The organism is Pseudomonas aphyarum (genome assembly GCF_028657055.1).
Taxonomy (GTDB): Bacteria; Pseudomonadota; Gammaproteobacteria; order Pseudomonadales; family Pseudomonadaceae; genus Aquipseudomonas; species Aquipseudomonas aphyarum.
Genome location: NZ_JAMDGS010000002.1, coordinates 471,011 through 495,162, shown reverse-complemented (window position 1 = coordinate 495,162; position 24,152 = coordinate 471,011). Strand labels below are relative to the sequence as shown.

Annotated in this window: 25 protein-coding genes and 1 pseudogene; 16 read left to right on the top strand and 10 right to left on the bottom strand. The window is 60.2% G+C overall.

What is annotated here, in order from left to right; all coding sequences use genetic code 11:
* Nucleotides 1-117 precede the first annotated feature (117 nt).
* Nucleotides 118-834 (top strand): intradiol ring-cleavage dioxygenase, encoded by a 717-nt coding sequence (locus M5G18_RS04010; protein WP_273899307.1) that lies wholly within the window; start codon nt 118-120, stop codon nt 832-834.
* Here the strand turns inward: M5G18_RS04010 and M5G18_RS04005 are convergent.
* Together M5G18_RS04005 and M5G18_RS04000 are read right to left on the bottom strand one after the other, a co-directional pair.
* Nucleotides 831-2,012 carry an aminotransferase class V-fold PLP-dependent enzyme gene (locus M5G18_RS04005; protein ID WP_273899308.1) on the bottom strand — a complete coding sequence of 394 codons (1,182 nt, stop codon included), beginning with the start codon at nt 2,010-2,012 and terminating at the stop codon, nt 831-833. The genes M5G18_RS04010 and M5G18_RS04005 overlap by 4 nt on opposite strands.
* Nucleotides 2,013-2,042: 30 nt before the next feature.
* Entirely contained in the window at nt 2,043-2,279 is a 237-nt protein-coding gene (locus M5G18_RS04000; RefSeq protein ID WP_003213031.1) for a DUF3820 family protein, read from the bottom strand.
* 205 nt (nt 2,280-2,484) lie between these two features.
* Here M5G18_RS04000 and M5G18_RS03995 point away from each other — a divergent pair, with 205 nt between their 5' ends.
* Nucleotides 2,485-2,952 (top strand): PA2169 family four-helix-bundle protein, encoded by a 468-nt coding sequence (locus M5G18_RS03995; RefSeq protein WP_273899310.1) that lies wholly within the window; start codon nt 2,485-2,487, stop codon nt 2,950-2,952.
* A gap of 69 nt (nt 2,953-3,021) precedes the next feature.
* Here the strand turns inward: M5G18_RS03995 and M5G18_RS03990 are convergent, their stop codons facing one another.
* Nucleotides 3,022-3,492 carry a MaoC family dehydratase gene (locus M5G18_RS03990; protein WP_003227420.1) on the bottom strand — a complete coding sequence of 157 codons (471 nt, stop codon included), beginning with the start codon at nt 3,490-3,492 and terminating at the stop codon, nt 3,022-3,024.
* Nucleotides 3,493-3,535: 43 nt separating this feature from the next.
* Nucleotides 3,536-4,480 carry an alpha/beta hydrolase gene (locus M5G18_RS03985; RefSeq protein ID WP_273899311.1) on the bottom strand — a complete coding sequence of 315 codons (945 nt, stop codon included), beginning with the start codon at nt 4,478-4,480 and terminating at the stop codon, nt 3,536-3,538.
* A gap of 248 nt (nt 4,481-4,728) precedes the next feature.
* Between M5G18_RS03985 and fadD2 the strand changes: the two genes are divergently transcribed.
* Together fadD2 and fadD1 are read left to right on the top strand one after the other, a co-directional pair.
* The gene (gene fadD2, locus M5G18_RS03980; protein WP_085745177.1) at nt 4,729-6,417 is read left to right on the top strand and encodes a long-chain-fatty-acid--CoA ligase FadD2; all 1,689 of its coding nucleotides are present in this window, start codon (nt 4,729-4,731) and stop codon (nt 6,415-6,417) included.
* Between the two features lie 348 nt (nt 6,418-6,765).
* The gene (fadD1, locus tag M5G18_RS03975; RefSeq protein WP_273899312.1) at nt 6,766-8,463 is read left to right on the top strand and encodes a long-chain-fatty-acid--CoA ligase FadD1; all 1,698 of its coding nucleotides are present in this window, start codon (nt 6,766-6,768) and stop codon (nt 8,461-8,463) included.
* Nucleotides 8,464-8,700: 237 nt separating this feature from the next.
* Here the strand turns inward: fadD1 and M5G18_RS03970 are convergent, their stop codons facing one another.
* Nucleotides 8,701-9,078, bottom strand: coding sequence for a hypothetical protein (locus tag M5G18_RS03970; RefSeq protein ID WP_007951149.1), 378 nt, complete (start codon nt 9,076-9,078; stop codon nt 8,701-8,703).
* A gap of 198 nt (nt 9,079-9,276) precedes the next feature.
* Between M5G18_RS03970 and M5G18_RS03965 the strand changes: the two genes are divergently transcribed.
* The 3 genes from M5G18_RS03965 to def all read left to right on the top strand — a co-directional run bounded on the left by M5G18_RS03965 (nt 9,277) and on the right by def (nt 11,138).
* Nucleotides 9,277-9,468, top strand: a complete 192-nt coding sequence (locus M5G18_RS03965; protein WP_007951148.1) for a CsbD family protein — start codon at nt 9,277-9,279, stop codon at nt 9,466-9,468.
* A 177-nt stretch (nt 9,469-9,645) separates the two neighbouring features.
* Nucleotides 9,646-10,596, top strand: a complete 951-nt coding sequence (locus M5G18_RS03960; protein ID WP_262158640.1) for a YihY/virulence factor BrkB family protein — start codon at nt 9,646-9,648, stop codon at nt 10,594-10,596.
* A 2-nt stretch (nt 10,597-10,598) separates the two neighbouring features.
* Nucleotides 10,599-11,138, top strand: a complete 540-nt coding sequence (def, locus tag M5G18_RS03955; protein WP_007951144.1) for a peptide deformylase — start codon at nt 10,599-10,601, stop codon at nt 11,136-11,138.
* Here the strand turns inward: def and M5G18_RS03950 are convergent, their stop codons facing one another.
* Nucleotides 11,139-11,558 (bottom strand): GNAT family N-acetyltransferase, encoded by a 420-nt coding sequence (locus M5G18_RS03950; protein ID WP_273899314.1) that lies wholly within the window; start codon nt 11,556-11,558, stop codon nt 11,139-11,141.
* Between the two features lie 337 nt (nt 11,559-11,895).
* Here M5G18_RS03950 and M5G18_RS03945 point away from each other — a divergent pair, with 337 nt between their 5' ends.
* The 6 genes and pseudogenes from M5G18_RS03945 to M5G18_RS28960 all read left to right on the top strand — a co-directional run bounded on the left by M5G18_RS03945 (nt 11,896) and on the right by M5G18_RS28960 (nt 17,154).
* Nucleotides 11,896-12,837, top strand: coding sequence for a fatty acid desaturase (locus tag M5G18_RS03945; protein WP_273899315.1), 942 nt, complete (start codon nt 11,896-11,898; stop codon nt 12,835-12,837).
* A 7-nt stretch (nt 12,838-12,844) separates the two neighbouring features.
* Nucleotides 12,845-13,636 (top strand): phosphate/phosphite/phosphonate ABC transporter substrate-binding protein, encoded by a 792-nt coding sequence (locus M5G18_RS03940; RefSeq protein WP_273899316.1) that lies wholly within the window; start codon nt 12,845-12,847, stop codon nt 13,634-13,636.
* 127 nt (nt 13,637-13,763) lie between these two features.
* Nucleotides 13,764-14,309 (top strand): sigma-70 family RNA polymerase sigma factor, encoded by a 546-nt coding sequence (locus M5G18_RS03935; RefSeq protein ID WP_273899317.1) that lies wholly within the window; start codon nt 13,764-13,766, stop codon nt 14,307-14,309.
* A complete protein-coding gene (locus tag M5G18_RS03930; RefSeq protein ID WP_273899318.1) occupies nt 14,306-15,319 on the top strand; it encodes an ABC transporter substrate-binding protein in 1,014 nt (337 codons plus the stop codon). Before M5G18_RS03935 ends, M5G18_RS03930 begins: the two co-directional genes overlap by 4 nt.
* Before the next feature lie 515 nt (nt 15,320-15,834).
* Nucleotides 15,835-16,605: pseudogene (locus M5G18_RS28965) on the top strand (PAS domain-containing protein); the annotation flags it as partial.
* 9 nt (nt 16,606-16,614) lie between these two features.
* Nucleotides 16,615-17,154 carry a methyl-accepting chemotaxis protein gene (locus M5G18_RS28960; protein ID WP_371320920.1) on the top strand — a complete coding sequence of 180 codons (540 nt, stop codon included), beginning with the start codon at nt 16,615-16,617 and terminating at the stop codon, nt 17,152-17,154.
* Between the two features lie 73 nt (nt 17,155-17,227).
* Here the strand turns inward: M5G18_RS28960 and M5G18_RS03920 are convergent, their stop codons facing one another.
* From M5G18_RS03920 to M5G18_RS03910, 3 genes are all read right to left on the bottom strand, one after another.
* Nucleotides 17,228-17,794 carry a hypothetical protein gene (locus M5G18_RS03920; protein WP_273899320.1) on the bottom strand — a complete coding sequence of 189 codons (567 nt, stop codon included), beginning with the start codon at nt 17,792-17,794 and terminating at the stop codon, nt 17,228-17,230.
* A 153-nt stretch (nt 17,795-17,947) separates the two neighbouring features.
* Nucleotides 17,948-19,369: an MFS transporter gene (locus M5G18_RS03915; protein ID WP_273899321.1), complete on the bottom strand. Its 1,422-nt coding sequence runs from the start codon at nt 19,367-19,369 to the stop codon at nt 17,948-17,950.
* A gap of 125 nt (nt 19,370-19,494) precedes the next feature.
* Nucleotides 19,495-19,935, bottom strand: coding sequence for a PACE efflux transporter (locus M5G18_RS03910; protein WP_273899322.1), 441 nt, complete (start codon nt 19,933-19,935; stop codon nt 19,495-19,497).
* Nucleotides 19,936-20,056: 121 nt separating this feature from the next.
* On the opposite strand from M5G18_RS03910, the gene M5G18_RS03905 reads away from it, so the two are divergent.
* Nucleotides 20,057-20,929, top strand: a complete 873-nt coding sequence (locus M5G18_RS03905; RefSeq protein WP_273899323.1) for a LysR family transcriptional regulator — start codon at nt 20,057-20,059, stop codon at nt 20,927-20,929.
* 1 nt (nt 20,930) lies between these two features.
* On the opposite strand, the gene gntR is transcribed toward M5G18_RS03905, so the two are convergent.
* On the bottom strand, nt 20,931-21,962 hold the full coding sequence (gntR, locus tag M5G18_RS03900) for an HTH-type transcriptional regulator GntR (RefSeq protein WP_039766142.1): 1,032 nt from the start codon (nt 21,960-21,962) through the stop codon (nt 20,931-20,933).
* A 216-nt stretch (nt 21,963-22,178) separates the two neighbouring features.
* Here gntR and M5G18_RS03895 point away from each other — a divergent pair, with 216 nt between their 5' ends.
* Both M5G18_RS03895 and M5G18_RS03890 read left to right on the top strand, forming a co-directional pair.
* Nucleotides 22,179-22,712: a gluconokinase gene (locus M5G18_RS03895; protein WP_007951121.1), complete on the top strand. Its 534-nt coding sequence runs from the start codon at nt 22,179-22,181 to the stop codon at nt 22,710-22,712.
* 82 nt (nt 22,713-22,794) lie between these two features.
* Complete coding sequence (locus M5G18_RS03890) at nt 22,795-24,147, top strand: GntP family permease (RefSeq protein ID WP_007951120.1); 1,353 nt, start codon at nt 22,795-22,797, stop codon at nt 24,145-24,147.
* Nucleotides 24,148-24,152 lie beyond the last annotated feature (5 nt).

Genomic DNA, 24,152 nt, shown 5'->3' with positions numbered 1-24,152 from the left:
TTTTGCCTGAAAAAACTTTGTTATCTCGAGATACGTTATCTAGAGATACATAGTTACCGCACCTGGCTTTGCGCGTGGCGTTAACCTGCGTTCATCTTATGGAAGAGAGAACGCGTCATGGATAACCAGCCTTCAGCCCCATCGGTTTATCAACTGGCCCCCGAGCAAGTCGCCGGGCCGTATTTTCGCAATCCCAAACTGCTGCGCCGCAACATCAGCGAAGGCGCAGAAGGCCTGCCGCTGCTGCTGCGCCTGACCATCGTCGATGCCATGACCGCCGAGCCGGTCAGCGGTGCGCTGGTGGATATCTGGCACTGCAACGCACGCGGCGCCTATTCCGGCTGGAGCCGGATCAATCCGGATGTGGAAGTCGACGTCGGGGAGATCGGCTCGATCCCGCGAACCGACGATGACACCTACCTGCGCGGTGGCCAGTTCAGCGACCACAAGGGCAGGGTGCGCTTTACCACGATCTACCCGGGTTTTTATGCCGGGCGTGCCCTGCATATTCACGTGGCGGTGCGCATCGTCGCCGGCAATGAATACCTCGAGGAGCGCAACGTGGCCTGGGTCGGGCAGCTGTATTTTCCGGAGGTGGTGTCCCGTGGCGTGCTCAACGCCAAGGCCTATCGCGGGCGCAGTTCGCTGCCGGTGTGCAACACCGACGATGCTTACTACGCCAACATGGGCGGCGAAGAATCGACCCTGACGGTGTGGCCGATCGGCCGCGATTCGCACGAGGACGGTTACTTCGGCCACCTCACGATCGGCATCGACACCTTTGCGGTGTCGTCGCAGATCAAGCCCGAGGACTTCGACAAGTACACGGTTTAACGCAGTTCGTTCAGCGCCTGAATCAGCGACTGAATTTCCGCCGCCGTCGTGGTCAGCGACGGCGTGACACGGATGCAAGGCCCGCAGGCAGCGCCGTTGCGCACGACAGTGAACAGGTTGTAGTCGTTGAGCAAGCGTTCGACCATCGCCTGCTGGTCGGCATGCCGGGTAAAACGCATCGAGGTGATGCCGCAATACAGACGCGGATCGTCCGGGGTCATGACTTCGATGCCCGGCAGGTTACGCACGGCGCTGACCCACAGGTTGCGCAGGTAATTCACCCGCGCGCCTTTGGCCGCCGCCCCACCCAGTGAGCGGTGTTCTTCGAATACCAGCGGCAAGGTCATCAACGCCGGAATGTTCGGCGTGCTGTAGGGCGTGCGTGAGCGGATATCGCCAGTCGAAAAATGCATCTCGCCCATGTCGGGATCAATGTCGGCGAGGCGCTGCGGAGCAATGTAGAGAAAGCCGAGGGTCAGCGGCGAGCCGATCCACTTGTGCAGGTTGTACCCGGCGAAGGCGATGCCAAGCTCCTCCAGGTCGAACTCGATCTGACCAAGGGCATGGGCGCCATCGAGGATGATGTCGACGCCGTGCTCCTTGGCCAGCGCGGCAATGGCCTGCACCGGCATCACCAGCCCCGTGCGGTGGGTGACGTGGGTCAGCGCCATCAGCTTGAGCTTGGGATAGCGGATGAAGGCTTCGCGGTAAGTCGCCAGCAGGCTGTCGAAGGTGGCGGGGTGGGCGTGCTCAACCTCGATCACCTCGACCCCGCGATGCTTTGCCAGCCAGCGCATGGCGCCCTTGACCGTGTCGTACTCCAGATCGCAGATCAGCACCTGGTCGCCCGGCTGCAGGCGGTTGTAGTTGCGGATCAGCGATTGCAGGCCGGCAGTGGCGTTGTGGGTGAACGCCACGCTTTGCGCACGGACGCCGATCAGCTCCGCCAGTTGCGCGCGGATGTCGAGGCTGTCGTGCTGTTCGAAACGCTGGCGCACGTAGATCGAGTTGCTGTTGTTGATCAGCTCGATGTTGCGTTGGTACTCCTCGACCACGGTGCGCGACATGCGCCCGAAGTAACCGTTCTCCAGATTCACGGGGCCGGGGTGGCGGTCGTAACGGTCGGCGAAGGTTTGCCAGAAGGCTTCGTCTCGGGCGCGGCGGGTGTTATCGGGCATGGTCGACTCGACTTGGATCAGGGTGACGCCTCAGTGGCGCGGGGCAGGCTTGCCGTGTTTGGCGCGCAGCGGTTCGAGCAGTTCCGACAGGCCGTTGTGATCGATTTCCTGCATCAACGCCAACAGCCCGCCCAGTTCGCCATGGGGAAATCCTTCCCGGGCAAACCAGTTCAGGTAGGGGCCCGGCAGGTCGGCAATGATCCGGCCCTTGTACTTGCCGAAGGGCATTTCGCGGGTGATCAGCAGTTCGAGCTTTTCAGGGTTCATCGTTGGAATCGTCTGGCTTTGAAAACACTTCGGAAAATACAGGCATTCTGCATGCAGGCCAAATGACAGATCATGCAAATAACAGGCATACAGATTCTCGTTGTATTTGTAAGTTATTGAAAATTAAAGATTAAATTCTTTAAGGGAAGCTGGCACGACCACTGCAACACTCCTTGCATCTTTCACCCACGCAAGGAATTGAAAAATGACTGACATGAATAAAGAAGCCATCTCCGTCCTCAACGACCTGATCGAAACCAGCAAGGACGGTCAGGAAGGGTTCAAGACCTGCGCTGAAGACATCAAGCATCCAGAGCTGAAAACCCTGTTCGTGAAACGCTCCGCCGATTGCGCAACGGCTGCGGCCGAGCTGCAATCCGCCGTGCGTTCGATGGGTGGCGAGCCGGAAACTTCGACCAGTGTCAGCGGTGATCTGCACCGTCGCTGGGTCGACGTCAAAGCGATGTTCACCGGCAAGGACGAAGAGGCGGTGCTCAACGAAGCCGAGCGCGGTGAAGACCACGCCCTGAAGGCTTACCGTGAAGCGATCGAGAAGATCAACAAACACAACCTGGTCGGCATTCGTGATCTGGTCGAACGCCAGTACCACGGTGTGCAACGCAATCACGATCAGGTGAAAGCGCTGCGTAACCAGGCTCGCGCACGCTCGTAAGCGTTCGAGGCCAACAAAAAACGCCAGCTGGTCTGGCGTTTTTTTGTGTCCGGATTTAACCGAGGACGATCAGCCGATGCTGATGGCCGGCAACGTCGGCAGGGTAACGGTCTGTTGCTTGCGCGGCGCCAGGATCTCGGCCTCGCCATCCACCACCAGCTCATCGCGCTGGTTGAATACGCGAGTGGCGATGCGCACGCGGAATTTTGGCAATTTCTCGAGGATTTCCAGGCGCACGGTCAGGGTGTCGCCGATCTTCACCGGTTTCTGGAAGCTCATCTGCTGGCCGATATAAATGGTGCCCGGCCCAGGCAGCTCGCAAGCGACTGCGGCACTGATCAGCGCGCCGCTGAACATGCCGTGGGCGATGCGTTCCTTGAACATGCTGGCGGCGGCGAACTCGGCGTCCAGGTGCACCGGGTTGTGGTCGCCGGACATCGCGGCGAACAGCTGAATGTCGCGTTCCTCGACAGTCTTGCTGTAGCTCGCGGTCTGGCCCACTTCGAGGGCTTCGTAAGGGATGTTGGTAACCTGGGTCATGGGTCTGAATTCCTGTGACGGATGAAATGAATCCAAAAAAAAATTATTCGCTGCGGTGCGGCCGGCGATGGCTCAGGGCCTGGTCGATCCAGGCCAGCACATCGGCGGTCACTTCGTCGCGGTTGCTCTCGTTGAACAATTCGTGCCGCGCCTGCGGGTAGATCTTCAGTTGCAGGTTCTGGCTGCCGGCCGCGCGCAAGGCGTTGGCCAGATCAGTCAGACGCTTGCCTTCGCTCACCGGATCACATTCGCCGCCGATCACCAGCAGCGGCAGGCCCGGATCGATCTGGGCGAGATTGGACGCTTTGCTGATTTGCTGCAACCCGCCGAGCAGGTCGATCCACAGTTGATTGGTGCAGCGAAAGCCGCACAGCGGGTCGGTGGCGTACTTGTCGACCTCGGCCGGGTCGCGACTCAGCCAGTCAAACGCGGTGCGCGCCGGTTTGAATTTATTGTTGAACGAGCCGAACGACAGCCACTCGATCAGCGCGCTGCGACCCTTGGCGCCCTGGCGCAGCTTTTCAAACCGGGCGATCTGCCGGGCCGCGCGGTACAGCGCAACCGGCTGGAAATTCGAGCCGCTGAGAATCGCGCCATGCAGACTGGCGCTGTGATGCAGTAAATAGGCCTGGGCAATGTAGCTGCCCATGCTGTGCCCGAGCAGCACGATCGGCACCCCCGGATGACGCTGGCCGATGCGCTGGTTGAGGCTCGCGAGATCTCCAACCACCTTGCACCAGCCATCGTCGTCGGCGAAATGCCCCAGCGTCCCATGTTCGGCAGTTTTGCCATGGCCGCGCTGATCGAGCGCATATACACCGTAGCCTTTAGCGCAGAACGCCTCTGCCAGCCGTGCGTAACGGGCGCTGTGTTCCGCCATGCCATGGGCCAGCAGAATCACCGCCTTCAGCGGCGCGCTCGGTAGCCACAGGTTGACGAAAAGGCGGCTGCGGTCACTCGCGTCCAGCCAGAAGGTGTCGTGGATCATGGCGATTCCTTTTGCGGCCTGTTTTTGCTGAAGCGTCTTGCAGAGGTTGCATTGTATAGCGCGTCCGATCAGCTCACGCCACGGCAGGAAGATTCACACGATCAATGACGACCTTGCCCATATTTGCCTGATTGACCATAGCTGCTAGTGTCCGTGAAGCCCCGCTTTTTGCTCTCGGCTTTTTCAGGGACAGAAAGAAATGACAGCGAAGCGGCCCCGGATCGGCTCAGGTAAAGAGGACAAGAACAATGCAACCTGATTTCTGGAATGACAAACGCCCGGCGGGCGTACCCCTGGACATCGACGCGGGTGAATTCAAGTCGGTGATCGAGGTGTTCGAGCGTTCCTGCAAGAAATTCGCTGATCGCCCGGCGTTCAGCAACATGGGCGTGACCCTGACCTATGCCGAGCTGGAGCGCCAGAGCGCCGCGTTTGCCGGTTACCTGCAAGCTCACACCGATCTGGCGCCCGGGGATCGCATCGCGGTGCAGATGCCGAACGTCCTGCATTATCCGATTGCTGTGTTCGGCGCCCTGCGCGCCGGGCTGATCGTGGTCAACACCAACCCGCTGTACACCGCGCGGGAGATGCGTCACCAGTTCAAGGACTCCGGTGCCCGGGCGCTGGTGTACCTGAACATGTTCGGCCAGAAGGTCCAGGAAGTGCTGCCGGACACTGACATCCAGTATCTGATCGAAGCGAAGATGGGCGACCTGATGCCCACCGCCAAGGGCTGGCTGGTCAACACCGTGGTCAGCAAAGTGAAGAAAATGGTCCCGGCGTATTCGCTGCCTCAGGCGATTTCCTTCAAGAGCGCGCTGCGCATGGGCCGGGGGCTGGGCATCAAGCCGCTGAAGGTCGGTCTCGACGACATCGCCGTCCTGCAATACACCGGCGGCACCACCGGCCTGGCCAAGGGCGCGATGCTCACCCACGGCAATCTGGTGGCGAACATGCAGCAGGTTCGCGCCTGTCTCGGTCAGTTCGGCAGCGATGGTCAGCCGTTGTTGCGCGAAGGGCAGGAGGTGATGATTGCGCCGCTGCCGCTGTACCACATCTATGCGTTCACCGCGAATTGCATGTGCATGATGGTGTCGGGCAACCACAACGTTCTGATCACCAACCCGCGTGACATCGGCGGCTTCATCAAGGAGCTGAAGAACTGGAAGTTCTCGGCGCTGCTGGGGCTCAACACGCTGTTTGTCGCGCTGATGGATCATCCGGACTTCAAGACCCTGGATTTCTCCACCCTCAAGCTCACCAACTCCGGCGGCACCGCGCTGGTCAAGGCCACCGCCGAGCGTTGGGAGCAGATCACCGGTTGCCGCATCACCGAAGGCTACGGCCTGACCGAAACCTCGCCGGTGGCCTGCACCAACCCGTACGGCGAGCTGTCGCGGATCGGCACGGTCGGCCTGCCGGTGCCGGGCACCCGCTTGAAGGTCATCAATGACGACGGCGTCGAGCAGCCTCTGGGGGAGCGCGGCGAGCTGTGCATCAAGGGCCCGCAGATCATGAAGGGTTATTGGCAGAAACCCGAGGCCACCGCCGAAGTGCTGGATGCCGAGGGCTGGTTCAAGTCCGGCGACATCGCGGTGATCGACCCGGACGGTTTCGTGCGTATCGTCGACCGCAAGAAGGACATGATCATCGTCTCGGGTTTCAACGTGTACCCGAACGAAATCGAAGACGTGGTGATGGCTCATCCTAAAGTCGCTAACTGCGCAGTGATCGGCGTGCCGGACGAACGTTCCGGCGAGGCGGTGAAGCTGTTTGTGGTGGCGCGGGAAACCGGCGTGAGCCTGGAAGAGCTGAAGGCTTACTGCAAAGAGAATTTCACGGCGTACAAGGTGCCGAAACACATCGTGCTGCGTGAGTCGTTGCCGATGACGCCTGTCGGGAAAATTCTGCGGCGGGAGTTGCGTGATATCGCCTGATCGGTGATGAGTACCCGTTGAGTACGAAAGATCGCAGCCTCTGGCGGCTTCCTAAAGCTGCTGGAGGTTGCGATCTTTTGCTTTGTATCCCCGACGTTGTCCCCGAAAACCGGGACTTTCAAGGTGTTATAGGATTTTTGCTCTAAAATGACTGCCAGTAGTTCTTGAGTCATGAAAATGACTGTAGGGGCCGCTTTTGGCTCTAGTCGACCCTTGGCAAAGCTGCTACTCTCGGCGCGCTTTGTGACTTCTCGGCCTTGTAAAAAGCCAGACTCACCAATAAACAAACACCAATAATAATCGCATCAAATGCGGTGCTGAATTCGCGTTGCTGAGGAGTGGGCTTCCATGATCGAAGACTTTTGGAAGGATAAGTACCCCGCTGGAATTGCTGCCGACATCAATCCAGACGAGTACCCGAATATTCAGGCAGTGTTGAAGCAATCCTGCCAACGCTTCGCCGACAAACCGGCGTTCAGCAACCTGGGCAAAACCATCACCTACGGTGAACTGTACGAATTGTCCGGTGCGTTTGCCGCTTATCTGCAACAGCATACCGATTTGCAGCCCGGTGATCGAATCGCCGTGCAACTGCCCAACGTGTTGCAGTACCCGGTCGCCGTCTTCGGTGCCATCCGTGCCGGGCTGATCGTGGTCAACACCAACCCGCTGTACACCGCGCGGGAAATGGAACACCAATTCAACGACTCCGGTGCCAAGGCGCTGGTGTGCCTGGCGAACATGGCGCACCTGGCCGAAGCCGTGGTGCCGAAAACCGGCGTCAAACACGTCATCGTCACCGAAGTCGCCGACCTGCTGCCGCCGATCAAGCGCCTGCTGATCAACAGCGTCATCAAGTACGTGAAGAAAATGGTTCCGGCCTATCACCTGCCAAAAGCCGTCAAGTTCAACGACGTGCTGAGCAAGGGCCAGGGCCAGCCGGTTGCCGAAGCCAACCCGGACAGCGGCGATGTCGCGGTGCTGCAATACACCGGCGGCACAACCGGCGTGGCCAAGGGCGCGATGCTCACCCATCGCAACCTCGTTGCCAACATGCTGCAGTGCAAGGCGCTGATGGGCTCCAACCTCAATGAAGGTTGCGAGATCCTGATCACCCCGCTGCCGCTGTACCACATCTATGCGTTCACCTTTCATTGCATGGCGATGATGCTGATCGGCAACCACAACATCCTGATCAGCAACCCGCGCGACCTGCCGGCGATGGTCAAGGAACTGTCGAAGTGGAAGTTCAGCGGCTTCGTCGGCCTCAACACGCTGTTCGTGGCCCTGTGCAACAACGAAGGTTTCCGCAAGCTGGATTTCTCGGCGCTGAAAGTCACCCTGTCCGGCGGCATGGCCCTGCAACTGGCCGCGGCCGAGCGCTGGAAAGCGGTCACCGGTTGCCCTATCTGCGAAGGTTACGGCATGACCGAAACCAGCCCGGTGGCCACGGTCAACCCGATCCAGAACATCCAGATCGGTACCATCGGCATTCCGGTGCCGTCGACCCTGTGCAAAGTCATCGACGATGCCGGTGTCGAGCAGCCGCTGGGCGAAATCGGCGAGCTGTGCGTCAAGGGCCCGCAAGTGATGAAGGGTTACTGGCAGCGTCAGGAAGCCACCGACGAGATGCTCGACAGCGAAGGCTGGCTGAAGACCGGTGACATCGCGCTGATCCAGCCGGACGGCTACATGCGTATTGTCGATCGCAAGAAAGACATGATTCTGGTCTCCGGTTTCAACGTGTACCCGAACGAACTGGAAGACGTGCTGGCGGCCCTGCCGGGCGTGTTGCAGTGCGCGGCCATCGGCATTCCGGATGAGAAATCCGGCGAGGCGATCAAGATCTTCATCGTCGCCAAACCGGGCGTCACCCTGACCAAGGAAACGGTGATGGAGCACATGCGCGCCAACGTCACCGGCTACAAGGTGCCGCGTTCGGTGGAGTTCCGCGATGCGCTGCCGACCACCAACGTCGGCAAGATCCTGCGTCGCGAACTGCGCGACGAAGAGCTGAAGAAGATCAAGGCGAAGAGCGCCGCGTAAAACGAAAAGCCCCGCAGATGCGGGGCTTTTTGTTGGTGCAGAGCAGGGTCTGGATTATGCGGTGAACCTGCCCCTCACCCCAGCCCTCTCCCGAGGGAGAGGGAGCCGATCGGGGGCTGTTCAAAACCCGAGTTCGGCTCGATATCTCAGGTCGACGTACCTTGTCCAATCACCTCGGTCGGTCCCCTCTCCCTCTGGGAGAGGGCTAGGGTGAGGGGGGAGGGGCCCCCCGAAATCTTACTGACGGAACGGCGCGAAATTCACATTGGTGCCCGCCGGGCGCATGTCCTGCAGGTACGAGTCCTTGTCGGCGCTCAGTTCCAGGCTCAGGGCTGCCTTGCGTTTGCCTTCGTTGCGGATCACCAGGCCTTCGAGCTTTTCACGCAGGAACACGGTCGGCACTTTCAGGTGCAGCAGTTCGTCGGTGGCCGGGGTGTGCATCAACAGGTGAATCCACTCGTACTGACCGATCGCCAGTCGCGACACCGGCAAGTCGAACCACCAGATGTTGCGGTTGCGGTTCAGTTCGGCGAAGTGGCAGTTGTTGGTGCCGAGCACGGCACCGCCCAGTTCCTGGTTGCGACGGGCGATGGCCTGCTTTTTATCGAGTTTCATAACATTCCTGCGGGATCGGTTCTGTGGCGCATGGCGCCCTTATGGTGGGCATTCTCGTGGGTACGCTCGCAAACATAAAGCCCAACCTGCACGCCGCGACGAAATGAAGCCCTGAAAATAAATGAAACTTGGCGCAAACCGGGCCAGTCAATCATTACGTACTGACTTTTCCCCTTTAATGCACCAAGGAGAAACACCATGAGTAGCACAGGCGATAAAGTAAAAGGCATGGCCAACGAAGCGGTCGGCAACGTCAAGCAAGGTGTCGGCAAAGCCACCGACAACCAGAAGCTGCAAGCCGAGGGCAAACTGCAAGAGAAGAAAGGCGAGGCCCAGCAAGCGGTGGGCAAAGCCAAGGACGCGATCAAGAAAGGCGTCGACAAGGCTTGATCGAGCCTTGAACGAAACAACGAAGCGGCCATCCAAGGATGGCCGTTTTCGTGTCCCGTTCACATGCGGTCACGGATCACAGTGTTTCAAAGTCGCCAAGTAAGCTACTTTGATGAGAGAAAAACGGCCCCTGAGTCGCCACGACTTCAACCTGTTTTGCGGCGAAAGGAGACGCGAATGATTTTCCCCGACATGAAAGGTCTGCCCCTGCACCGGGTCATCGTGCGCACCGTCACCGAGTTCATGGAAGACGAGATGTCGACCTATGCCTCGGCACTGGCCTACCAGATGCTGTTTTCGCTGTTCCCGTTCATCCTGTTCCTGATTGCCCTGATCGGTTTCCTGCACCTGCCGGACTTCTTCTCCTGGCTGCGCCTGCAATCGGAACTGGTCCTGCCGCCCCAGGCGCTGGAGCAGGTCAACCCGGTGATCGATCAACTGCAGCAATCCAAGGGCGGGCTGCTCTCGGTGGGTATCGTCATCGCCCTGTACACCGCGTCTGCCGGCGTGCGCCTGATGATGAGCGCGATGAACGCCGCCTACGACGTGGTCGAGGGCCGGCCGATCTGGAAGCGCTTTCCGCTGTCGATCATCTACACCGTCGGCATTGCCGGCATGCTGTTGGCCGCTGCCGCGCTGATGGTGCTCGGCCCGCAGGTGATGGGCTGGATCGCCGCGCAGGTGGGGCTGGAAGAAGTCATCGTCACGGTGTGGACGATCGCCCGCTGGCCGGTGATCGTGATCCTGATGATGGTGGCCGTGGCGCTGATCTACTACGTGATGCCCGACGTCAAACAGGAGTTCCGCTTCATCACCCCGGGCTCGGTGCTGGCGGTGGTGGTGTGGATCATCGCGTCTCTGGGCTTCGCGTTCTACGTCAAGACATTCGCCAACTACAACGCCATGTATGGCAGCATCGGTGCGATCATCGTGCTGTTGCTGTATTTCTACATTTCCGCCGCCGTGTTGTTGCTCGGCGCAGAGATGAATGCGGTGATCGAACACATGTCCAACGAGGGCAAGGATCCGGGCGAGAAGGTCCCCGGCGAGCTCGATGAACATCCCAAACAACACGTTTCCGGCCTCGGGCGCGATCACTCGCTCAAGCCGAACACTGACGAAGCCTGATCATGATCCGTGAAATCCTGAAGATGGGCGACGAGCGCCTGCTGCGCATCGCCCCGCCAGTGCCAGCCGAAATGCTCGACAGCCCGGAACTGTGGCAACTGATCGATGACATGTTCCAGACCATGGAAAGCGTCGGCGGGGTCGGCCTGGCCGCGCCGCAGATCGGCGTCGACCTGCAACTGGTGATCTTCGGTTTCGAGCACAGCGAACGCTACCCGGACGCCGAAGCGGTGCCGCAGACGATCCTGATCAACCCGCTGATCACGCCGCTCAGTCCGTTGATGGAAGAGGGTTTTGAGGGCTGCCTGTCGGTGCCCGGCCTGCGGGGCGCGGTGGATCGTTATCAGCAGATTCGTTACGAAGGCGTCGACCCCAAGGGCGAGCCAATCGTGCGCGTGGCTTCGGGCTTTCACGCGCGGGTGGTGCAGCATGAATGCGATCACCTGATCGGGCGCCTGTACCCGTCTCGCATTACCGACTTCAGCAAGTTCGGTTTCACCGAAGTGATGTTCCCGGACCTTGATCCCAACGCTGACGACTGACTAGTCCGCGCGCGGCGCCAGCTCCATGGCAATCATCGGCTTGCTCCGCGCATAACGGCTCAAGCGCTCGGCCATGGCCTGGGGCAGGGCGGGGTCGAAGGTGAAGCCGCGCCGCTCGTAGAAACCGCGCAAGTCCGGGTGGCAGAACAGCCACACCGGCATATCCAGACCCTTCACTGCTTCGGCAATCAGCTGCGCGGCAATGCCTTGCTCACGGCAGGCCGGATCGACGAACAACCCGGTCAGCCAATGCCCGCCGAACACCGGCCGCAGACACAGCGCCGCCACGATTTCCTCCCGCCGCGCCACCCACAATTGCGCCTCGCGCACCGCTTTCATCGACGATTGATGCTGGCGGTAGAACTTGTTCATCAAGGGCCAGGACAGGTCGTCGAGCTGGCTGTAACGGATGTCGGTCATGAATCGGACTGCCGGTGCAAAAGCCGCGGATTATAAAACAACGTGCCCGCCGGGATAGGTGTATACCTGATCTCACATCCCCTCTGAGTGGAGTACGCATCATGTCCAAAGGTATGGATTCGAAGAAAGCCGCGAAGAAGAAACCGGCCAAGACCGCCATCGAGAAACGCCACGAGAAAAGGGCGAAAAAAGTCGACATCTTTGGCCATTGATCACGCCTTTCGGGAGCCCGGATCCGGGCTCCTGTCTTGTCCTTGAAAACAGCCTGCAAAAATAATCTGCAAGAATTGCCGTTGTCGTTGCACAGAAGGAATGGACTCCTTTTCCGAGCAACGCCATGGCCCATTACTTTGACGATCACCATCGTCAGCAAATCGAAACCCTGCGCCAGCGCTTCACCGCCCGCACTGAGTGGCCGACGTGGCTGCTGCTGATCGGCGTGTACGGCGGCTGGTTCGCGATTATGCTGGGCAGCGAACGGCTCGGCGTCTGGTGGAGCACGCTGCTGCTGATTCCGTTGCTGGTGCTGTGGCTGTCGGTGCAGCACGAATTGCTCCACGGTCATCCGACGCGCTGGACCTTCGTCAACAAAGTCCTCGGCTATGCGCCGTTTGCCGTGTGGTATCCGTACACGCTTTATCGCGACAGCCATTTGCAGCACCATCGCGACGAAGACCTGACGATCCCCGGCGTCGATCCTGAAAGCCGTTACCTGAGCGCCGAACGCTGGCAGGGCAGTTCGCTGTTCGAACGCAGCCTGCACTGGCTGAACAAAACCGTATTGGGCCGCTTCATTCTTGGCGCACCGCTGGTGTTGCTGGCGCTGGCCGGTGAAGAACTGCAACGTCTGAAATACCGCGAGCGCCAGGCCTGGCTGATGTGGCTGACCCACGGCGCCCTGACCGTGCTGATGCTGTTTTTCATCGCCCGCCATAGCGTGTTGCCGGTGTGGCATTACCTGTTTCTGATCAGCGTGCCGGCGCTGTCGATCGCGATGGTTCGCTCCTACTATGAACACCGGCCGCACATGCAACCGGAGCAGCGCACGGTGCTCAACGAAGCCGGATGGCCGTGGCGCTGGCTGTTCCTGAACCTGAATTTCCATCTGGTGCACCACGATTTGCCGAAGCTATCGTGGTACGACTTGCCCGAGGCCTACCGCATGCGCCGGGAACAATGGGTGGCGCGCAGCGGCGGATTTCTGGTGCAAGGTTATGGACAACTGTGGCGCCGGCACGGCATCAAGCCGATCGACAGCCCGCAGCATCCGTTTATTTGAGGCGACCATGACGTCAGGATACGCAGAACTGTTGATGTACATCGCACCCGAGCCGATCCGCGCGGCGAACGAGCGGTGGCTGGCGCGGATCCTCGAACACCTCGGCCGTTCCCGGCTCGATGCCGATGGCCTGTCGCTGCTGGAACTCTGGCGCTCGCCTGAGTTGCTGCTGACCCAGACCTGCGGCTATCCGCTGATGACCGCGCTGCGTGGGCAGGTGAGGATTGTCGGTCGTCCACGCTACGAATTGCCGGACGCCAGCGCCGGCAATCATTGCAGCCTGATCCTCGCCCGCACCGATGACCCGCGCCGCAGCCTGGCGGAATTCTTCGGCAGCCACGGGGTGATCAACAGCGAAGACTCCAACAGCGGCATGAATCTGTTGCGTCAGCGTCTGGCACCGTTGCACCGGGACGGCCAGTTTTTCGCCTCGGTCGGCATCAGTGGCGGACATCGCGAAAGCCTGCGCTGGTTGCGCGAAGACCGCGCCGATCTGGCGGCCATCGACAGCGTGACCTTTGCGTACCTGGCGCAGTACGCCGCCGAAGAGGTCAGCGGATTGCGGGTAGTGGCGCGCAGTGCGTTCAGCCCGACCTTGCCCTTTATCACTGCGGCCAGCACGACGGACCAGCAGATCGAACACCTGCGCCGGGCCATGAACCGCAGCCTCCAAGACCTGCCGGACGTGGCCCGCATCCTCGGTTTGCCCGACGTCCTGCCCGCCAGCGAAAGCGATTACCTCGTCCTGCTGGATTACCAGCGCGAGGCCGAGGAACTGGGTTATGGCCGCTTGCGTTAGTGGTTTCTTGTAATTCACTAATGGAATATAAAAATTCTTTTTAAGTATTTTTAACGCATAAGGCACCTTGCTAGGATCGCGCCACCGGACGACCGGACATTCAGCGACCCTTTACCAAGGAGCCCCCATGTCCGGCGCCGACTCATCCCATCGCAATCATGTGAACACGTTGTTTCGCGACCATTACCCGTGGTTGTGCACACGTCTGCGTCGGCAATCGAATGATGCGGCCACGGCCGAAGACATCGCCGCCGAAACCTTCGCGCAACTGCTCGAAGCGCCGGGCCTGACCGCCATCCGCGAACCCCGCGCCTTGCTCACCACCATCGCCCAACGCTTGTTGTACGAGCGCTGGCGGCGGGGCGATCTGGAGCGCCGGCATCTGCACCAACTGCAACAAGGCGACCTCGATCACGCGCCGTCTCCCGAAGAACTCGCCGGCCTGTCGCAGAGCCTCAAGCACCTGGACCGGACACTCCAACGCCTGCCGGGCAAGGTGCGCTCGACCTTTCTGCTGGCGCGCATCGACGGCCTGACCTACCCGCAAATCGCTGCCGAACTGGGCATCTCCCAGCGTTCGGTGAGCATGTACATGACCCGCTCCCAGGCCCTGTGCAACCGCCACAGCGCCAACCAAACCCTGATTTCCTCCCAGAACAAGAGGTCCGCATGAGATCGATCAAAACCCTGCTCGGCAGTTCGCTGCTGGCCCTGACTCTGACTGCCGGGCACGTTGTCGCCGCGGAAACAAAAGCGCCGATCCACTTCGGCGACATCACCTGGGAAAGCGGCAGTTTCATCACCGAAGTGCTGCGCCTGATCGTCGAAAAAGGCTACGGCTACCCGACCGATACGCTGCCGGGCAGCACCGTCAGCCTGGAAGCGGCGCTGGCAAAAAATGACATTCAAGTGATCGGCGAAGAGTGGGCCGGGCGCAGTCCGGCGTGGGTCAAGGCTGCCTCCGAGGGCAAGGTGTTCGGCCTCGGCGACACGGTGAAAGGCGCGACCGAAGGCTGGTGGGTGCCGGAATACGTGATCAAGGGTGACCCCGAGCGCGGGATCAAACCGCTGGCGCCGGAGCTGAAATCGGTGGCCGACCTGCCGCGCTACAAGGATGTGTTCAAGGACCCGGAAGACCCGACTCGCGGGCGGTTCCTCAACAGCCCGACCGGCTGGACCTCGGAGATCGTCAACAGCCAGAAGCTCAAGGCCTATGCGCTGAACGACAGCTTCGTCAACTTCCGCACCGGCTCCGGCGCGGCGCTGGATGCCGAGGTGGCGTCGTCGATCAAGCGCGGCAAACCGGTGCTGTTCTACTACTGGTCGCCGACGCCGCTGCTCGGTCGCTTCAAACTGGTGAAGCTGGAAGAGCCGCCGTTCGACGCCGAAGCCTGGAAAACCCTGGCCGATGCCAACAATCCCAATCCGAAAGGCACCCGTTCGATGCCGGCGAGCCTGGCGATTGGCGTGTCGGCGCCGTTCAAAGCGCAGTACCCGGAGCTGGTGACGTTCTTTGAGAAAGTCGATTTGCCGATCGATCTGCTGAACCAGACCCTGGCCGGGATGAGCGAGAAGCGCCAGCAGCCACGCCAGGTCGCCGAAGCATTCCTGCGCGACCAGCCGCAAGTTTGGAAGCCTTGGGTGCCTGGTGATGTGGCGGACAAGGTGAGCGGGAGTCTGTAGTTCTTTTCTGATATTTGTGTCGTTTCAAAAGTTGCCATTGCGAGTCAGTCGCAATGGCAACCAACACCCCCGCCGCTGAACCGTTTCTCGTCCGCTTCCTGTCCGAATTCCCTCAGTGCTGGCCGACTAGTGGCCTTGCGCAAGGCTTCGTGCTGTCTATGCTCATTCATAACTAACTATGTCGAACGCCATCCAATGCGCCTCGACCGCAAGCGGTTAGCCGTGAACAAAGCTGCCAGAGTGCGCAATTCAAGGCACCGACACTTGACCGACAAGGAGCTGTTTTTAAATGGAAGTTCTTCTGCATGTTAGGAATGGCCCGCCCGCGGGCTATCAAGAGAAGGATGTCTTGATTAGAGCGTCGCTGCATGGACTCTTTGATTAATCATCGTTTATCACCTGACAACTTCCTCCTGTGGAGGAATGCGTGTGCCTGTTCTGTGGAACGTAGTGGTGGATTCTGAAAGACCTGAACTTTCATCAAATCAAAGAACCGCGCGGAAGGTGATAGAGACATGTTCAACCTACATCACAAGGCTGACCTGCAGGAAATCGAACGCTTCAGTTGTGCCCTGACCGAAGCCAACGCCAAGTTGGAGGCGATCAGCCGTTCGATGGCAATGATCGAATTCACCCCCGAAGGCATTGTTCTGGATGCCAATGAGAACTTCTGCAAAACCATGGGCTACAGCGCCGAGGAAGTGCGTGGCAAACATCACCGGGTCTTTTGTGAAGAGGAGTTTTACCGCAGCGAGGAATACGCCAAGTTGTGGCGTGACCTTGCCCGTGGCGAACCCATCAGCGGGACTTTCCTGCGCTTGAACAAGCGCGGTCAGGAGATCTGGCTCGAGGCGAGCTACATGCCGGTGTATGGCCCGGACAAACAAGTCAGAAGCGTGATCAAAGTGGCGTCGGACATCACGGCGCGCGTGAACAAGGAAAAAGAAGAGGAAAGCATGCTCGCCGCCATCGGCCGTTCGATGGCAGTGATCGAGTTCACCCCGGAAGGCAATGTGATCACGGCCAACGACAACTTCCTCAAGACCATGCAGTACTCGCTCAACGAAATCGTCGGTCATCACCACAGTCTGTTTTGTCACCGGGTTGAAGCCGAATCCGCGCAGTACAAGGCATTTTGGGCTTCGCTCAATCGCGGCGAATATCACTCGCACCGGTTCGAGCGCAAGAACAAGTCCGGGCAGACCGTTTACCTCGAAGCCTCGTACAACCCGTTGTTCGACGCCAAGGGCCGGCTGTACAAAGTGGTGAAGTTCGCCAGCGATATCACCCACCAGATGACCACCTTGCAGACCGCTGCGGAATCGGCCCACAGCACCTCGGTACAAAACGACGCCTGCGCGCAAAAAGGCTCACAGGTCGTGCAGCAAACGGTGCAGATCATTCAGGACATTTCCCGCGACCTCAATGAAGCGGCGCTGAGCATCGATGCCGTCAGCAAGCAGTCGGACATCATCGGCACCATCGTTCAGACCATTCGCGGAATTGCCGACCAGACCAACCTGCTGGCGCTCAATGCGGCCATCGAGGCGGCGCGGGCGGGTGAGCACGGGCGTGGTTTTGCGGTGGTGGCGGACGAAGTGCGCAGCCTCGCGGCGCGGACCAGTCAGGCGACCCTGGAGATCGTCGACGTGGTGCGCAAGAACCATGAGTTGTCATTGAGCGCCGTGTCGAGCATGCAGTCGAGCCTGAGCCGCACCGGGCTCGGGGTGGAACTGGCGAACGAGGCGGGCGACGCGATCCGGGAGATTCAGCAGGGCTCGCGGCATGTGGTGGATGCGATCAGTCAGTTCAACGAGACGTTGCAGTTGAACTGACGGTTTCACGGCTGAAAAAAAGGATCCCCGTGGGGATCCTTTTTTATTGCGCCGCGTTTCAGATCTAGGCGAATCAGAGCGAAGCGAGGAACTTGTCCGCCGACTCGTCGCTGATCTTCGCCGAGTTGGCGTCCTGTTTGTTCTGCTTCTCGGCTTCGGCCAGCTTCATCTTGTCCTGCAGGCGCTCGGCGATCTCTTTGCCGATGGCCAGTTGTTGAGCCGGCGGCATGGCTTTGATGTCGTCTTCGGTCAGGCCCATTTCCTTGAGGATACTGTCGCGCAGACGCTGTTCCGGCGACTTGCTCATGTAGTCCTTGAACTCGTCCATGGCCGATGAGCCCGTGGATTTGGTCTGCGAAGTATCAGAGGTTTGCAGGGCGACGCGGGTCTTGGCGAAGGCTTCGTCGACGTTGTCGCTGATGCGCGTGGCTTCGCTGACTTGCTGGGTCGCCAGTTGGGTGGCCGATTCCTGCACTTTGGCGGTGGCTTCGGCGGTTTGCGCCTGGGCCTGGTTTTGCAGGGTCTGCAGCATCGCGCCGTGCAGGCCGCCTTGCAGACCAGCCGCTGCGGTGGCGGTTGCATCATCATTCAGCTGCTTGGGCAGGTGGATGATTTGCTGTTGTTTTGCACTGACCAACATGATGAATGAACCTGTAGGTAATGACTGTCAGCCCTAGGCAGCAATTACCGTGCCCATCGAATAAATCCTTTTGTTTCAATGGCTTGTTGTTTTGCGTGAACAGGCAAAGCGGTCATCCCTTGCCGGTGGGCGGCAGAGGATGACCGATGTCCGTCAGCGATGGGCAATGTTTTCCAGCGCCAGGTTGCGGGTGCGGGGGCCGAAATAGCCGATGGTCAACATCACGATCAACATGCTGGCGACGATGAATGCCAATACGCCGGGCGTGCCGAAGTGATCGAGGAACAGACCGATCAACAGGCTGCTGAACACTGTCGACAAGCGACTGAACGAGTAACAGAAGCCCACCGCCCGGGCGCGGATATTGGTGGGGAACAGTTCGCTCTGATAGGAGTGATAACTGAAGCTCAGCCAGGCATTGCAGAAGGTGATCATCACACCGCAGAAAATCAGGCCGAAGGCGCTGGTCTGCAACGCGAACAGGGTGCCGAAAGTCATGGCGCCCAGGGCCGAGCCGACGATCTGCCATTTGTTCTCGAAGCGGTTGGCGAATTTGACGAACAGCAACGGCCCGAGCGGGTAGGCGAGGGTGATGATGAACGCATACATCAGGCTGTGAGTGACGCTGACGCCCTGCCCGGAGAGCAGCGCCGGCAACCAGTTGCCGAAACCGAAGAAGCCGATGGCCTGGAAAATGTGAAAGACGATCAGCATCAATGCGCGGCGGCGGTACGGTGGCTGCCAGATATCGGCGAAACGGCCCTTGCCTTCGACATCGACGGCTACCGCTTCCGGCGCGTCCAGTGGCTGGCGGTGATCTTTTTCGCAGCGCACCTCGATGTCGTCGAGAATCCGGTTCGCCTCATCGAAACGGCCATGCTGGGCCAGCCAGCGCGGCGACTCCGGCAGACGCTTGCGCAGCCACCAGATAAAAAGCGCAAACACCGCGCTGGCCAACACCACCCAACGCCAGCCGGACACCCCGAACGGCGCCTGTGGCACCAGCCACCAGGACATCAGCGCCACCGCCGGCACCGACAGGAACTGCACGAAAAATGCGAAGGCAAACGCCGAACTGCGCATGCGCTTGGGCACCAGTTCCGAGAGGTAGGCGTCGATGGTTACCAACTCGATGCCGAGGCCGATGCCCACCAGAAAACGCATGCAGATGATCCCCAGCGCCGAACTCTGCACGCCCATCAGCACCGTGGCCACGGTGTACCAGACCAGCGCGAAAGTGAAGATCGCGCGCCGCCCGAACCGATCCGCCATCGGGCTCAGCAGGCTGGCGCCGAGAAACAGGCCGAGGAACGTCGCCGAAGCGAACGCGGCCTGATCGGAGAAACCGAACACGCCCTGATTGCCGGTGGCGAAGATGCCGTCGCGGATCAGGCCGGGGCTGATGTAGGCGGTCTGGAACAGGTCGTAGAGTTCGAAAAAACCACCGATCGACAGCAGCGCCACCAGCCGCCAGATCGTGGCCACTGCCGGGAGGCGGTCGATGCGGGCGGAAATCTCGGCGGCGCGTATCGGGTCGATGCCGTCGCGTTGCGCGGCGGGGGCGTGTGCAGTCATGGGCTGATCCATTTTTTATTGATGGAAAAGCTTAGCCTGCTATCGGAAATCAAGGATTGTTTATATCGGCGGTTGGCACGGGAAAACCGCCGATTTCTTGCAATATCCGCTTACCAATTAACGATTTATGTCGCGGGCTGTGGATCCGGCAATGCCGAGGCCGGAAGGCCGAACACCTTATCGAACAGCCAGTTGAACGCGAAGGTGTAGCAAGGGATGAACACGATCAGCGCCAGGTCTAGCAAAAAGGCCTGCACCAGACTGATGTTCATCCACCACGCGATCAGCGGAATAAGGAACACGATCAGCGTCAGCTGGAAGCCGACGGCGTGGGCAATGCGGCGTTTTACCGTGCGGGTGCGCGACACCTGGCGGCTTTCCCAGCGCTCGAACAGCGAGGTGTAGATGACGTTCCAGGTCACGGCGATGGTGGTGATGATCACCGCCAGTGGACCGGTGCTGCCGGGCGAAGTGCCGGACAACAGGGCCAGGCCGAGGGCCGAGAAGGTCATGCCGATCACTTCATAGAGCGACACATAGACCAGTTTGCGTTTGACGCCTTGCATGGGGAATTGCCTCTTTCTTGCGACTTGTGGCCAGTGGGGCTGGCGAAGGCGACGAAAGATAGCTTCAATGAAGGTGACAGAAAAAGTCAGTAGCTTTCAGTTTTATTGATAGGTGTGAGAAGTGAATTTCAACAGCGAAAGCATCGAACTGTTTCTCGCCGTGATCGAGCGCGGCTCGTTTTCCGCCGCTGCCAGGGCATTGGGCAAAGTCCCGTCGGCGGTGAGCATGGCCATCGGCAATCTGGAGGCCGAACTCGGTTACTCGCTGTTTGATCGCAGTCACCGCGAACCGCAACCCACGGCGATGGCGCTGTCGCTGGTGCCCCATGCGCGGCTGATCGCCGATCAGCTCAAGCAATTGCAGGTGCACGCGGTGCAGTTGTCGCTGGGGCTGGAGAGCAAATTGTCGATTGGCGTGGCGGCGGATATCGATCGCCGACGGTTGCTGACGGCGATCAAGGACCTCAGCGAGCGCCATCCGCTGCTCGACATCGAAGTGCTGACCGCGCCGCAGGATGATGTGCTGGCGATGCTCCACAGCGGTCGGATCAGCGTGTGCCTTGCGTTCGCCGGGTTGAGCGTGAATGTGCTGGAGCGCTTTCAGTTTGTCGGCAGTGAACGGATGATCGCCACGCTGGCGGCGGACAGCCCGTTGTTGCAGGGGCAGGATCTGTTTCTCGAGGATCTGGTGCATGTGCGGCAGATCGTGGTCGGCAGTCGCGATCTGCCGATCAGCGAAACCCGGCCGCTGGTGGCCGAATCCCACTGGCGCACCGATAACCTGGAAACGGCGCTGGAGATGGTCGAGGCAGGGTTGGGCTGGGGCAATTTTCCGCTGTCGGTGGTGCAGCCGTGGCTCGATAGCGGACGGCTGAAACGGCTGAATTTTCGCAACATCGAAAACGGCCTGGTGCTGCCGGTGCACGCGGTGTGGCTCAAGAGCCAGCCGCTGCAGAAGGGCGCGCTGGCTCTGGTGGAGTTGCTGGGCGGTTGAGTCAGGTGCTCTCGCGAATCTTCAGCTCGAACCCCATGTCTTCGACCGGCCGCGCCACGCTGTTGCCGGCCATCAGCGTCAGCATCTGCTCCGCCGCACGCTTGCCGATCGCTTCGCGGGGCGTGTTGATGCTGCTCAGGCGCGGCACCATGTGTTCCGACATCGGCAGGTCGTTGAAGCCGAGGATCGCCACTTGCTCGGGGATCCTGATCCCGTTGCGCAGCGCTTCGAGCAATGCGCCCTGAGCCAGGTCGTCGTTGCCGAAGAAGATCGCATCGACATCCGGATGCGCCGCCAGCAGTTGCAGGAACAACTCGCCGCCCAGGCCCACGGACGATGAACGCGGGGTCAGCACTTCCAGATCCGGGTCGTAACGGCCGGCTTTCTGTAGCGCTTTGCGAAAGCCTTCACCACGCAGCAACGTGCGCTGGTCAAGCTGTGCGCCGATGTACGCCAGACGCTTGCGGCCACGGGACAGCAAATGTTCGGCAGCCGTTTCCCCGGCGCTGAGCTGCGAGAAACCGACACAGTTCACCCCGGCGGCGCTGTCCAGCTCCATCATGTACACGCAGGGAATGTTGCTGGCCTCGATCATCCGCCGCGAGCTTTCGGTTCGGTCGAAGCCGGTCAGCAGCAAACCGCGTGGCTGATAGGCCATGTAGTTGCGCAGCAGATTTTCTTCTTCGTCGCGGGAATAGTGGAAGTTGCCGATCAGCACTTCGAAGCCTTTGGGTGTCAGTACCCGATGAATGGCTTCCAGGGTGTCGATGAATAAAAGGTTGGACAGCGAAGGCACCAGAACCACCACTGAATGGCTCTGGGCCGAGGCCAGAGCGCGGGCGGCGGGGTTGACCACATAGTTGAGTTCCAGCGCGGCTTTCTGGACTTTTTCCACCAATTCGGTGGCGACCGTGCTGACCCCACGCAGGGCGCGGGAAGCGGTAATCGGGCTGACGCCGGCCAGACGGGCGACTTCATTAAGGGTGGGACGGCCGGTGGTGCGGGTGTTTTTATCGTTTTTAGGGGTGGTCATCGGGCGGCTTGCCAAACAAAAATCAAGGCACTAAGGTAGCGCTGTCCTTATGCAGCTGCAAATGCGTAAGCGAGGTCCTGCCTGATCCTCGCTTTTTGGCGTCGGGAACAAACCTGCTGCAACCCAAAAAAACGACAAGAAGGCGTCGGCAACTTCTGCCTGTGCACTAGAGTCATAGCTAGCAAAGGTAGCGCTGTCTGCGCGCTGAGGTGTTACATGAATCATCCCATCACCGCCCTGGTCATCATGGGCGTTGCCGGTTGCGGCAAGACGTGCGTCAGCGAGGCCCTGTGCCAATTGAGCGGCGCCACTGCCATTGAAGGCGATACTTTCCATCCGGCCGCGAACATCGAAAAGATGAGCGCGGGGATCCCCCTGAATGACGAAGACCGTGCCGGCTGGCTCGACAGCCTGTGCGACGAACTGCGTCGCGTCGATGCCCTGGGCGAACGCCCGGTGCTGACCTGCTCGGCCCTCAAGCACATTTATCGCGAACGTCTGCGCAGCGCCTTGCCGGGCCTGGGCTTCGTGTTCCTCGAATTGACGCCGGAAGTGGCCGCCGAACGTGTGTCCCACCGTCCGGGCCACTTCATGCCGGCCACCCTGATCGAAAGCCAGTTCGCCACCCTCGAATCGCCCAAGGGCGAGCCGTTGACCCTGGCCCTGAATGCTTCGATCCACAGCGTTGAAGAACTGGCGTCGCAAGCCCACGTCTGGTGGCAGGCCCATGGCCTGAAACAGGCGGTATGAGTGTGATTGCGAAGATAGCGCTGTCCTTTCGACTTCTGATTAACCCGCTTTAATAACAACAACAAACCAGGAGACACCCCCAATGTTTGGCATGTCCCATGACGCCTATCTGCTGCTCGATGCAGTGGTTACGGTGATCGGACTCATCGTCCTGATCACCAAATTCAAGATTCACCCCTTCATTGCCCTGACCATCGCCGCCGCGTTCCTCGGCCTGACGTCCGGCATGCCGATCGGCACCATCATCAAGGCGTTCCAGGACGGCTTCGGTGGCGTGCTCGGTTTCGTCGGCATCATCCTTGCGCTGGGTACGATGCTCGGCAAGATGATGGCCGAATCCGGCGGTGCCGATCAGATCGCCCAGACTCTGATCCGCGCGTTCGGCAAGGACAAGGTCCAGTGGGCGATGATGTTCGCCGCGTTCCTGGTGGGCATTCCGCTGTTCTTCGAAATCGGTTTCGTGCTGCTGATTCCGCTGGTGTTCATCGTGGCTCGCCGCACCGGCGTGTCGATCATCAAGATCGGTATCCCGCTGCTCGCCGGCCTGTCCGCCGTGCACGGTCTGGTGCCGCCGCACCCGGGTCCGCTGCTGGCCATCGGCGTGTTCGGTGCCGACATCGGCAAGACCATTCTGTACGGTCTGATCGTCGCGCTGCCGACCGCCATCATTGCCGGTCCGATCTTCGGTACGTTCATCGCCAAGCACATTCCCGGTACGCCGAATCAGGAGCTGGTCGATCAACTGGCCCGTGAGTCGGACTCGCAGGAGCTGCCAAGCTTCGGCATCACCCTCGTCACCGTGCTGCTGCCGGTGTTCCTGATGCTGCTGAAAACCTTCGCCGACGTGGCGCTGCCGGACGGTCATTTCTTCCGCACCTGGATGGACATGATCGGTCACCCGATTTCGGCGCTGCTGCTGGCATTGCTGCTGTCGCTGTACACCTTCGGCTACAAGCAGGGCATCGGTTCTCAGCAGATGCTCAAATGGCTCGACGCGAGCCTGGCGCCAACTGCCGCGATCATCCTGATCATCGGTGCCGGCGGTGGCTTCAAGCAGATGCTGGTGACCAGCGGCGTGGGTGACGTGATCGGCCACATGGCGGTCAGCGCGCAGATCTCGCCGATCCTGCTTGCGTGGCTGGTGGCGGCGGTGATCCGCATCGCGACCGGTTCGGCCACCGTGGCGACCATCACGGGCGCGGGCATTGTGGTGCCGGTGGTGGGGATGATCCCGGGCGTGAACCGTGAGCTGCTGGTGCTGGCCACCGGTGCCGGTTCCCTGATCCTGTCCCACGTCAACGACGCCGGTTTCTGGCTGGTGAAGCAGTACTTCAACATGACCGTGGCCGAGACCTTCAAGACCTGGACGGCGATGGAAACCATCCTGTCGGTGGTGGGTCTGGGCTTTATTCTGTTGTTGTCGCTGTTCGTCTAAGGGTC